12 protein-coding genes are annotated in these 10,783 nt (G+C 68.6%); 7 read left to right on the top strand and 5 right to left on the bottom strand.

Annotated elements, in window-relative coordinates; genetic code table 11:
- Window positions 1–162: 162 nt before the first annotated feature.
- Window positions 163–927, top strand: coding sequence for a protein phosphatase 2C domain-containing protein (locus PUT80_RS45550; protein WP_238603486.1), 765 nt, complete (start codon window positions 163–165; stop codon window positions 925–927).
- Window positions 928–986: 59 nt separating this feature from the next.
- Window positions 987–1,670: a DUF998 domain-containing protein gene (locus PUT80_RS45545; RefSeq protein WP_238603487.1), complete on the top strand. Its 684-nt coding sequence runs from the start codon at window positions 987–989 to the stop codon at window positions 1,668–1,670.
- On the opposite strand, the gene PUT80_RS45540 is transcribed toward PUT80_RS45545, so the two are convergent.
- The gene (locus PUT80_RS45540) at window positions 1,648–2,676 is read right to left on the bottom strand and encodes a D-cysteine desulfhydrase family protein (protein WP_238603488.1); all 1,029 of its coding nucleotides are present in this window, start codon (window positions 2,674–2,676) and stop codon (window positions 1,648–1,650) included. The two genes, PUT80_RS45545 and PUT80_RS45540, sit on opposite strands and share 23 nt — an antisense overlap.
- 48 nt (window positions 2,677–2,724) lie before the next feature.
- The gene (locus PUT80_RS45535) at window positions 2,725–3,330 is read right to left on the bottom strand and encodes a DinB family protein (protein ID WP_275295842.1); all 606 of its coding nucleotides are present in this window, start codon (window positions 3,328–3,330) and stop codon (window positions 2,725–2,727) included.
- A gap of 66 nt (window positions 3,331–3,396) precedes the next feature.
- Between PUT80_RS45535 and PUT80_RS45530 the strand changes: the two genes are divergently transcribed.
- Genes PUT80_RS45530 through PUT80_RS45520 form a run of 3 tightly spaced genes read left to right on the top strand, consistent with a single transcriptional unit; the run spans window position 3,397 to window position 6,162 of the window.
- Window positions 3,397–4,773, top strand: a complete 1,377-nt coding sequence (locus tag PUT80_RS45530; protein WP_037807511.1) for an amidase — start codon at window positions 3,397–3,399, stop codon at window positions 4,771–4,773.
- Window positions 4,740–5,318, top strand: a complete 579-nt coding sequence (locus tag PUT80_RS45525) for a TetR/AcrR family transcriptional regulator (protein WP_238603491.1) — start codon at window positions 4,740–4,742, stop codon at window positions 5,316–5,318. The genes PUT80_RS45530 and PUT80_RS45525 overlap by 34 nt, the downstream gene beginning before the upstream one ends.
- The gene (locus PUT80_RS45520) at window positions 5,302–6,162 is read left to right on the top strand and encodes an oxygenase MpaB family protein (RefSeq protein WP_275295841.1); all 861 of its coding nucleotides are present in this window, start codon (window positions 5,302–5,304) and stop codon (window positions 6,160–6,162) included. The genes PUT80_RS45525 and PUT80_RS45520 overlap by 17 nt, the downstream gene beginning before the upstream one ends.
- Before the next feature lie 28 nt (window positions 6,163–6,190).
- Here the strand turns inward: PUT80_RS45520 and PUT80_RS45515 are convergent, their stop codons facing one another.
- Window positions 6,191–6,727, bottom strand: coding sequence for an ABATE domain-containing protein (locus PUT80_RS45515; protein WP_275295840.1), 537 nt, complete (start codon window positions 6,725–6,727; stop codon window positions 6,191–6,193).
- Window positions 6,728–6,781: 54 nt separating this feature from the next.
- Here PUT80_RS45515 and PUT80_RS45510 point away from each other — a divergent pair, with 54 nt between their 5' ends.
- Entirely contained in the window at window positions 6,782–7,639 is an 858-nt protein-coding gene (locus tag PUT80_RS45510; protein ID WP_275295839.1) for an alpha/beta hydrolase, read from the top strand.
- On the opposite strand, the gene PUT80_RS45505 is transcribed toward PUT80_RS45510, so the two are convergent.
- Both PUT80_RS45505 and PUT80_RS45500 read right to left on the bottom strand, forming a co-directional pair.
- Window positions 7,598–9,037, bottom strand: a complete 1,440-nt coding sequence (locus PUT80_RS45505) for an amidase (protein ID WP_275295838.1) — start codon at window positions 9,035–9,037, stop codon at window positions 7,598–7,600. The two genes, PUT80_RS45510 and PUT80_RS45505, sit on opposite strands and share 42 nt — an antisense overlap.
- A 169-nt stretch (window positions 9,038–9,206) precedes the next feature.
- Complete coding sequence (locus PUT80_RS45500) at window positions 9,207–9,467, bottom strand: DUF397 domain-containing protein (protein ID WP_037712143.1); 261 nt, start codon at window positions 9,465–9,467, stop codon at window positions 9,207–9,209.
- 481 nt (window positions 9,468–9,948) lie between these two features.
- Here PUT80_RS45500 and PUT80_RS45495 point away from each other — a divergent pair, with 481 nt between their 5' ends.
- Window positions 9,949–10,185, top strand: coding sequence for a hypothetical protein (locus tag PUT80_RS45495; RefSeq protein ID WP_037807502.1), 237 nt, complete (start codon window positions 9,949–9,951; stop codon window positions 10,183–10,185).
- Window positions 10,186–10,783 lie beyond the last annotated feature (598 nt).

Raw genomic sequence — 10,783 nt, 5'->3', positions numbered from 1 at the left:
CCTGCGGTTCGGGGGTGCTTGTCAAGGCATCTTTCCCGCCTTGACAAGCACCCCCGAACCGTCAGCACAATCAAACTTCGGGGTGCCCCACGCAACCACCAAGCGATGTCGCCGCCAGGCGACGAGAAGTCCCGACCACCCAACCCGAGCTACAGTCGACCAGTGCCCGAGATTTCGACCGCCGAGCGAGCCGGAGTCGGTTCCGACGGCAACCCCCGCCCCACCGAAGACCACATCGCCCTCCTCGACCAAGCAATCCTGGTCCTGGACGGAGCCACCTCCCCGAGCCCAGACCTCCCCCCAGGCGGCTGGTACGCCCACCTCCTCCGCGACCAACTGGCCAACGAACTCCGCACCGCCCCCCACCAAAACCTCAGCCAAGCCCTGGCAACCGCAATCACCGCCGTAGCCAAAGACAACGCCCTAACCCCAGGCAACGCCCCCTCCAGCACAGTCTCGATCCTCCGCTGGAACGACCACGAAATAGAAGCCCTGGTCCTGGCCGACAGCCCCATCGTCGCGTTTGGACAGTTCGGCGCCGACGTGGTCTCCGACGACCGCCTGGTCTCCCTCCGCAACAACGGTCTCCTGCAAACCAGCGCCGACGTCCGCCGACGACGCAACGCCGAAGACGGCTTCTGGGTAGCCGAAGCCGACCCGGTCGCAGCACACAAAGCAGTCCGCCGCAGCTGGCCCCGCGCAGCCGTCGACGCCGTCCTCATCGCCACCGACGGCGTAGCGATCGGAGTGGACGAATACGGCCTCTTCACCTGGCCGGAAGTCCTGCAGCTAGCCAAAAACAAGGGCCCCGAAGCAGTGCTGGACGCGGTACGCGCCGCGGAAAACGACGATCCGCACGCCGTCCGCTGGCCGCGCGCCAAACGGCACGACGATCAGGTGCTCGTCCTCGCCGACTTCTCGGGGTAGGGGCTTAATCAGGGGTTTTCCCTGATCACGAAACGCCGCGGAACCGCCAATCTGGCTACATGGGGAACACACGAGGCGTCCGGGGATGGCGCCTGACCGCGCTCGCTGCGATCGCCTGGGGGCTGTTCACGATCACAGTGCTGCACATCATCAGCTCGCACGACCCGATCTACGACACACTTTCGAGCTACACGATCACCGACCGCGGGGAGGGCATGCTCGGGGCGAGCGTGCTGTCGGTGGCCGTCGGATCGCTCGCGGTGCTCGGCGCGCTGATCGCAGGCGGCGTGCCGATGACGTTCAGCACCAAGGCTTTGCTCATGCTGTGGGCGGTCGGGCTGGCGGTCGCCGCCGTTTTTCCGGCCAGTTACCCGCAAAGCCCGAATCCGCTCAGCGGCGACATCCACCTGTACTCGTGCCTGATCGCGTTCGCGAGCCTGCCGGGCGCGGCGATCACGATGCTGGAACCGTTGCGCGGCACGGCGGAGCGTGTGTTCGTGGTGCGCTGGCTGAAGTTCGGGCTCGCGACGGTCGGGTTGTTCGCGCTGAGTTTCCTGTTCGTCCGTCTCGACGAAGCTGGGGTGCAGCCGTTCCACGCGCTCACCGAGGTGCTGCCGGTGGGCGCGACGCAGCGGCTCACGCTGATCGCGAACGTCGCCCTGCTGCTGGTCCTGCTCCGGATCGCGGTGCGGACCGAAACCGCTCGCGCCGCGGTGCTCGTTACTTCCGCGCCTCGGCCATGAACTCGGGCGCGTAACCGAACAATCCGGGAAGACCGCCGGTGTGCACGAACACCACGGTCTCCTCGGGCGAATACCGTCCCGCCGCCGCCCATTCCACCAGGGCGGCGGCGGCTTTTCCGGTGTAGACCGGGTCGAGCACCACGCCTTCCGTGCGGCCGAACAACCGGATCGCTTCCCAGGTCCCCGACGCCGGGATGCCGTAGCCCTCGCCGATCGTCGTGTCGTTGAGCCACACGTGCGCCAGCTTCGGTGGGTCGAACCCAAGCAACCCCGCGGCCCCGGCGGTGAGCTGGGACAAGTTGTCCACAGCCTCGTTCAGCGGATGGCTGACGCAGGCGATATCCACCTCCAGCGAACCGAGCAGCTCTGTGCCGAGCGCCAGTCCAGCCGCCGTGGCCCCGCTGGCGTGCGGGCTCACGATTCGGGCGTGATCCAGACCCTGCTCAGCCAGCTGGGCAGCGAGCTCGCGGGTGGCATCCACATAGCCGAGAACACCGAGTGGGTCGGACCCACCGACTGGGATCGTCCGCACTTTCCGGCCTTCGTCCGCTGCTTCGGCAACCAGCCGTTCGTACGTCGCGGCCGATTCCTCGCCGGACGCGCAGACGTGCACCCGCGCGCCGAAGAGCAGGTCAAGCGGGACATTGCCGGACCGTTCGTATGCGTCACCGGAGCGCGGCACCTCAGCCGTCAGCACCAGTTCGCAGCGCAAGCCGAGCCGGGCGCACGCCGCGGCGGTCTGACGGCCGTGGTTGGTCTGCAGCGCACCGAAGGTGATCGCGGTGTCCACACCGTCGGCGAGCGCCGCGCCGAGGTGGAAGTCGAGTTTGCGCAGCTTGTTGCCGCCGACGCCGAGCGGATGGACGTCGTCGCGCTTGAGCAGCAGCCGGGGGATGCCGAGCGCTTCGCCCAGCCGCGGCGCCGGGACCAGCGGCGTCGGCCCGTGGTGGAGACCGGCGCGCGGAAAGCCGTCGAAGGAGGGGAACCGGGCGAAGTCGAACGTCATCGATCCTCCGTGCGCAGGCGGGGCTGATGGTGGGCAGTTTAGGTGGCTTTATCCAGCCGTGGGCGGATCCGCGGCCCTCGCCGCCCGCTCGATTTCGGCTCGCCGCGCCTGCCAGAAGGCCGCGTCCCGGCCGCGTTTGGCCATGGCTTCCAAGCCCATTTCGACCGCACCGTCCAACTGCTCGCGCAGGATGTCGGCGTGCCCGGCGTGCCGGCTGGTCTCGGTCAACATGTGGACAAGGACGTTGAACAACAGCACGTCCGGCCGCGGCCACCACGGCACGTGGCCGCGCGAATCGATGGCGAGAGCGGCGATCGTCGTGTCGGAGTGTTCGCAGACGCGCTGGTAGCGGCTGGTGATTTCCTCGCGGGTTTCGCGCTCGGTCGCCCACAGATCGCGACCGCGCTGTTCGAGGTCGTCCCACCGCGGGACCGGCTCGGGAAACGGACGGCCGAAAACCTCGCCGAAGTACCGGGCCTCGGCGACCGCAAGGTGTTTGACCAGGCCGAGGAGGTTGGTTCCGGTCGAGGTCAGCGGACGGCGGATCGCGTACTCGGACAATCCGTCGAGCTTCCGGAGCATCGTCTGCCGGACCTCTTTGAGGTCGTCATGCAGGTACTCCTTCGCGAAGTCGTCGATCACGACTCCGAGCATGCCCGAACTTCCCGGCCGTCGCCGTGATACGTTCGTTCGAGCGAACGAGAGAACGGGGAGCCGCCGATGCCTTCCGCGACAACCGAGTTCACGACCCTTGCCGCCCAAGCCGCCGCGCTCGAATCCGGCGAGGTCACGGCCGTGGAGCTGACCGAGCTCGCGCTCAAGCGGGCGCACGCGAGCCAGCCCGTGCTCAACGCGTTCCGCGTACTGCGCGACGAAGCCGCGCTCGCCGAGGCCGCCGCCGCTGATCAGCGCCGCGCCGACGGTGACCGCGCGCCGTTGCTCGGGGTGCCGGTCGCGATCAAGGACGACGTGGACATCGTCGGTCTGCCCACCGCGTTCGGCTGCCCGGGCGAGTTCCCGGCGGCGACGGCGGACGCGCCCGCGGTCGCGAAGCTCAAGCAGGCCGGCGCGGTCATCATCGGCAAGACCAACACGCCTGAGCTGGGCCAATGGCCGTTCACCGAGGGCACCGCCTTCGGTGCGACGCGCAATCCGTGGCAGCCCGCGCACACGCCGGGCGGGTCGTCCGGCGGATCCGCTGCGGCGGTGGCGGCCGGGATCGTGGCCGCCGCGCTCGGGTCGGACGGGGCGGGATCGGTGCGCATCCCGGCGGCGTGGACCGGACTGGTCGGCATCAAAACCCAGCGCGGCCGGATCCCGACCGGCAGCGAACTGTTCCACGGCCTCACCGTGCTCGGCCCGCTCGCCCGGACGGTCGCCGACGCGGCCGCCCTGCTCGACGTCACCGCGGGCACCGGCACCTCGTTCCAGACCGCCGCCCAGCGCGAACCGGGACGGCTGCGGATCGGCCTCTCCACCCGGATTCCCTTTACCGCCACTAAAACCAGGCTCGACCCAGTGGTCGAATCGGCGGTGCGCCAGACCGCCGAGACGCTTGCCGGGCTGGGCCACGAGATCGTGCCGGTCGAACCCGGATACGGCTTGATCGGTCTCACCTTCCTGCCGCGCTCGCTCACCGGCGTGCGCGATTGGGCCCGGCGCGTGCCGGAGCCGTCCGCGCTCGACCCGCGCACCCGCAGCAACGCCCAGCAAGGCGGCCTTCTCGCCGGCCCCGCGCTGAAACTCGCCCGTGCGCTCGAACCTGTGCTGCGCCGCCGGATCGGCGGCGTATTCGGCGACATCGACGTCCTGCTCACGCCGACCACCGCAACTCCGCCGCCCGCGATCGGGTCCTTCGACGGGCTTTCCGGCTGGCAGACCGACCAGTCGATGATCGCCGCGTGCCCGTACGCTTGGCCGTGGAACGTGCTGGGCTGGCCCGGGGTGAACGTGCCCGCCGGGCTGACCGCGGACGGGTTGCCGCTCGGCGCCCAGCTGCTCGGCCCGTCGCATTCCGAGGAGCGGCTGATTTCCGTTGCCGCGCAACTGGAAGAGGTGCAGCGGTGGCCGGACCGACGTCCCGAGCCGGGGTGGTGACCACTCGCGACGCGATCCTTCGCGCCACCCTGAAGGTGGTCGGCGAGCAGGGCGTCGGCGGGCTCACCAACCGCCGCATCGTCGCCGCGGCCGGGGTTTCGCTCGGCACGCTGACGTATCACTTCCCGAGCCAGACCGAGCTCCTGCGCGAGGCGATGCTGCTGTTCGCCGAGGAGGAAACGGCGAAACTGGCGGGAATTGTCGAGGCGTACCGGGAACAGGGGCTGAGCCTCGAACAAGCGGCGACCGTCGTGGAACACGTGATCAAGCAATTGCCGTTCGGCACGGACGAACTCGCGCCGCACGAGCTGTACCTGCAAGCCGCGCGCGACCCCGGGCTGCACGAGGCGTCCGCGAAATGCTTTGCGGCATATGACGAATTGGCCATCACGATTCTGACCGCACTCGGCCTGCCGGAGCCGGAACGAGTAGCCGGGCCGGTGGTCGCGCTCGTCGCCGGGCTGCAGTTGCGCCGCCTCGCGACCGGCACGGACGTTCCGGCCGCCGAGCCGTTAATGATGCTGCTGCATGGTGCGCGAGGCTGACGTGGCTCCGCCGGTCGTTCGCGGTACCGCGGCTTGGCGCTATTTCGGCGACTTCCGCGACGCGCTGCTCGCGGGACAGGTGCTCGTACTGCAGGTCGCGCATCCGGTCGTCGCGGCCGGGGTGCGGGATCATTCGGACTACCGCGAGGATCCGTGGACCCGGTTGATGCGCACCGTCGCTTCGCTGTCGATCTACGTTTACGGCGGGACAAAGGGCGCGCAATTCGAGGCCGAACGATTGCGGAAACTGCACCGCTCGTTCACCGGTATCGCCGATGGCCGTCGATACAGCGCGCTCGATCCTGGCGCGTACGCATGGGTGCACGCAACGCTGGTGATGGCTCCCGTTGACGCACAACGGTTTTTCGGCCGTCCAATGTCCACTTCGGAGCTTGACGAGTACTACGCGCAGATGTGCGGCATCGGCCGGATCCTCGGCGTCCGCGAGCGGGACCTGCCGCCGACATGGCCGGAGTTCGAGCGGTACTACCGGGAGACGATTGCCGGGTTCGGTCCGAACGAGACGATCAGCACACTGTTCGAGACCATCGACACCGCAGGGAAACCATTCGCCCGCATGTCGGACCGCCGGTGGCCGAAGCTCCAAAAAGGATATTCGACCGGGCAGCTGTTCCTGATCCGCACGCCGGACGTTCCCCTTCGCCCCGGCCCCGCCAGCGCAGCCCCCGCCAGCGCAGCCCCCGCCCTCCTCCGGGGGACGGCCCTTGTCCAGTCTATCCGCCCCCACCGACAACCCCGCCCACTACGGCCGGGTTGTCCACAGCGACCGCGACTTGGGGAAAGTCTCGCGCCCACCGCCCCATGCGAGTGGTCGGAAAGCTGAATGTGTGGCTGCGCGCGCACCCGTGGGCCTATCGGTTCTTCGTCCGTTCGTAGTGCGCCCGTGCCTTCGCCCGGTTCCCGCAGCGCGACATCGAGCACCACTGGCGCGTCCGGCGAGGCGACGTGTCGACAAATCGCAGGCCGCAGTCGTCCGCCGAGCAGATGCGGATGTCTTCTGCGCCGGTAGCGAGATCGACGGCGTCGGCGGCCAGCACCGCGAATGCCGTCGCTACCGGGTCCGCGGGAGTGGGCGCTTCCCGCTGCAGCACACCGTCCTTCAACAGCAGCCGATCCGGCTCGGGGGCAGCTGCGAGGGCGTCGTTGACCAGGCGGACGTCGGCAACCAGCGGCTTGGCGGTCAGCAGCCGGTTGACCGCCTCGCGTAAGTCTTTTGCTGCGGCCAACTGGGTGGCGGTCACCGGCACACGACCGAATCCGGCCAGCTCAAGCCATTCCGCCAGAGCGTCCGGGCCGGTCAGGAGCTCGATGCCTTCCGAGAGATGCCGGGAGCGCAGCGTGTTCACCAGGTGCAGACACGGCCGTCCAGCGTCGAACACCCAATCCATGCCGCTCATTCTAACCATTGAAACCGGTGAGAACGCGCGCTACCGTCTAACCCCATGAGCCGGTTAGAAGCAGCCATGGCCCAAGTAGCCGACCTGCGCATGCACTACCTCCGCGGCGGTGACGGCCCGCCGCTGTTCCTACTACACGGCTGGCCGCAGACGTCGCACTGCTGGCACCGCGTCGCCGGGCCGCTGACCGAGACGTACACCGTGATCGCCCCTGACCTGCGCGGATACGGGCGCACCGACAAACCCCGCACCGGTTATGACAAGCGGACGATGGCCGCCGACGTCGCGAAGCTGGCCGAACAGCTCGGGTTCGACCGGGTCGCGGTCGCGGGGCACGACCGCGGCGGACGGGTCGCTCATCGGTGGGCGCTCGACCGTCCGGACCAGGTCGAACGGCTGGCCGTGCTGGACATCGCGCCGACGCGAGAGATGTGGCGCCGCCTCGACCGGGACCTCGGGAAGGCGTACTGGCACTGGCTTTTTCACCTCCAGCCAGACCTGCCGGAACTGCTCGCCGGGCAGAACATCGCCGCCTACCTCGGGTACTTCTTCGAGCGCTGGACCTTCCAACGCCACGGCCTGCCCGCCGAGGACGTCGCCGAATACGTGCGTGCCTTCGAAGCACCCGGCGCGCTCCGAGCCGGTTTCGACGACTACCGCGCCTCATTCCCGGACGACGCCGAACTGGACGACGCCGATTACGCCGCCGGGAAGCGCCTCACCCAGCCAGTACTGGCGATGTGGGGCAAGGCCGGACTGCTCGGCAGCCTGCCCACGCTCGACATCTGGCGCGACTACGCGGACAACGTGACCGGCATCGGCCTCGACGACTGCGGGCACTTCCTCCCCGAGGAACAACCCTCACAGGTCGTCGCGCATCTGCGGGAATTCCTGGCCAGCTAACGGAATCCTCGCGAACCCGGCCCCCACCGTCCGCTCGATCGCCGCGCCGACGCGGAACGCCGTGCCGTCGTCGTACTTGCCCGCGACGACCTGAACCCCCGTCGGCACGCCGTTGCTCGCCCAACCGGACGGCCCGGCGAGCACCGGATGTTCACTGCCGACATTGAACGCCGGAGTGAGCGAAGCGTCCGAAAAGTGTTCCAGCGCAACATCATCGACCACGACCTGCTCGGAAAGGTAGTCCTCGCCAGCGGCGAACGCGGTGGCACCGAGGGTCGGCACGATCAGCGCGTCGAACCGCTCGAACACCGCGTCGAGGCGTTCCCGGATCGCCGCTTCGACCGCGCGGCCGGTTTCCGCGTCCACAATGTTCTCGACGCCTTTGCGCGCGAAAGCCTGGCAGTACGGGGTGATGACGCCCGGATTCTGCCGGTCCAGCTCCAAGACCTCGGCGGCCAAACCGGTCCCGAAGTGCGCCCACAAGGCCTGTTTGACCATGGCGAGCGTCCAGTCGATCTCGATCTCCGTCACCGCCGCACCGGCAGCCGACAACGCATGCGCGACGGCGCGGGTGTTGGCGGCGACCTCCGAGGCCACTGGGAAATCGCCAGGCACCGGACAGCACGCGACGCGGAGCCCACGCACGTCGCCCACCTCAATGCGAACGGCGGGAAGTCGCGAGTGCGGGTCACGCGGATCCTCGCCCGCCATCATGTTCTGCAGCAACGCGCAATCGGCGACCGTCCGAGCCATCGGGCCGTGGTGGTAGTAAGTATCCAATCCGGCGGGCGGGAGGACGGGATTGCGCCCGTGCGGCGGTTTGAAGCCCACGACGCCGGTGAAGGACGCGGGCGCGCGGAGCGAACCGCCGATGTCCGATCCGGTGGCGAGGAAGGCGGTTCCGGCCGCCAGCGCCGCGCCCGAACCACCGGACGAGCCGCCCGCCGAGGTCTGGAGGTTCCACGGATTGCGCGTGGTTCCCCAGCGTCGCGTGTGGGACAGCGGCATGCAGCAGAACTCGGACGTCGTCGTGCGAGCGTGCAGAATCCCGCCGGCCGCCTGGATGCGGCAGAGCCCGATCGCGGTCTCCCGCGCCACCCGGGGCGAGCGCAGGAGGGTGCCTTCGGTGACTGGGTGCCCGGCCAGGGGCTGTTCTTCCTTCGCCGCGATCGGCAGTCCTTCGAGCGGCCCCGGCTGACCGCCGGGCGCGTACGCCTTCTCCGCGACAGCCGCCGCCCTCAGCGCCTGCTCGAACATCTGCTCGGCGAACGCGTTGACGTCCGGCTCGACCCGCTCCGCCCGCTCGACGACCGCGCGCATCACCTCCACCGGCGAGAGCTGCCGGGTCCGGAAGAGGCGCAACACTTCGCCGGCGGAGAGGTAGTGGAGTGGGGTCATGGCGCGCTCCGTGGGGTCGGGGCGCTCAACCTACTCAGCCGGCGACCCTCGCCAAGCCGACATTGAACCCACACCGCCCGGCGCCCACGGTGACCGGAGCGCCGCCACACTCCACCCGATCGAGTGACTGTTTGCGAATCGCTCTCAGTCGAGACCTCGTCGTGGTGGACTACTCACTCGGCGGCAGGTCGAACTGACCAGCCTTGACCGCGACGAGGAAGGCGTCCCACTCGCCACGGTCGAACACCAGCACCGGGCTCGCGGCGAGCTTCGTGTCGCGCACGCCGATCAGGCCGGGACGGGAGAGGTTGACCTCGACACAGTTTCCGCCGTTGGGCTCGCTCGCGAACGACTTCGCCCAGGCCGCGGCCGCGAACAGCGACTCTGCCGTGTCCGGGTCGTAATCCTGGGGCGACGGATAATCCGCCATGGGTCGTCCACCTCCGAGCCTTGTGCAGGGCGTGCGCTCTGATGCACGTCCCCGGCTTCTTTGCGTCACTACGGAGCAAACCGCAGGGCCAAGCGGGTGATCAACTCGACCCGATCTCGACATGAAGATTATTCCAGGAGTAGGATTAATCGCAGCGATCGGGGCGTCAGTGGTGGGTGAATGGCTTGCGACATTCAGCCCAACACCGGCAGCACCGGCCCGGGCACCCGGCCCGGGCGGCGGAACAGCCGCGAGATATCGGGAGGAGTGCGGATGCGAGCCGACCTGTGCGAACCGGTGAGCCGATCCGCCAGCCTCGCCGGAATCGGCGCTGGTCCAGGTGCTGCGACGACCCTGCGGAGACACCGCAACGGAGCGGTTTCCCTGGTGCCCGGCGTTGACCCGTCGAGCGCGAACCACCCCGATCCAGCCGGCGCCGACCCGCGCCGGTTCCCGTTATCCGAACTGGGGGTGTGATCCCATGGCCGTACGGCTCACCACGCTTTTCCGCCGTGAGGACGAACACACTCGCGGCCGACGTGGGATCAATCACGAATTGCGCAACCGGTTCGGGTTCAGCCTGATCCAGGCCCCGCTGCGCAGCCCGATGGTTGTGGACACCGAGATCGAAGTACCGGCTCCGCGCCAAGCGGACACCGTCCACTCCACCCGCCACTGTCGCGAGACACGAGTACCGATTCTCCACGGGCTCGGCTGAGCCGAATCCCGCATCGTCCACGCTCCCCGGATTTCGTTGGCCGGGGAGCGTTTTCGTGTCCGGGGTCGGGTTGCGGGGAGGTCCAGACCACCAGCGGTCTAGACCATGTGCGCCGGGCTGGGTGCATCCGGCACCACATCGGGTGCTTCGTCCCTGCCGCTCGCCGCCATCGGTGGAAGCGCTGCGGTGCTTGATCAACGCACCGAACGCCACATTGGGTGCGTCAGATGCACCCAATGCCACGTTGGGGATTTTCTCGGCGGTCGTCGCGTGCGGCTGCATTGCGGCGATACGCAGCATCAAGCGGGCAGCGCGACTTCCCCAATCCCGCCGACGTCTGTGAGGGGAACGACATCCGCACTGGCCGGATCGCGCACATCGACGAGGGACGGCTTCACCCGCCGCGCTCGCGGAGGTTTCCGCCCCTCCCTCAGCGGGCGGGCACCCGGCGGCAAGGGTCCGTGAAGGGCTCCTTGAGGGAATCTGACCTGGATCCACCGGTGTTTGTGGTGGTGTAGGCCGTGTCTGGACGCGCAGATGCCCTCTGAGCTGGGATGATTGTTCTTGCGAAGGAAAAATCGATCCGAGCGAGAGGGCA

This window comes from Amycolatopsis sp. La24 (assembly GCF_029087445.1).
Taxonomy (GTDB): domain Bacteria; phylum Actinomycetota; class Actinomycetes; order Mycobacteriales; family Pseudonocardiaceae; genus Amycolatopsis; species Amycolatopsis nivea.
The sequence above is the reverse complement of the archived record's forward strand: the minus strand, read 5'-3'. Positions and strand labels throughout refer to the sequence as shown.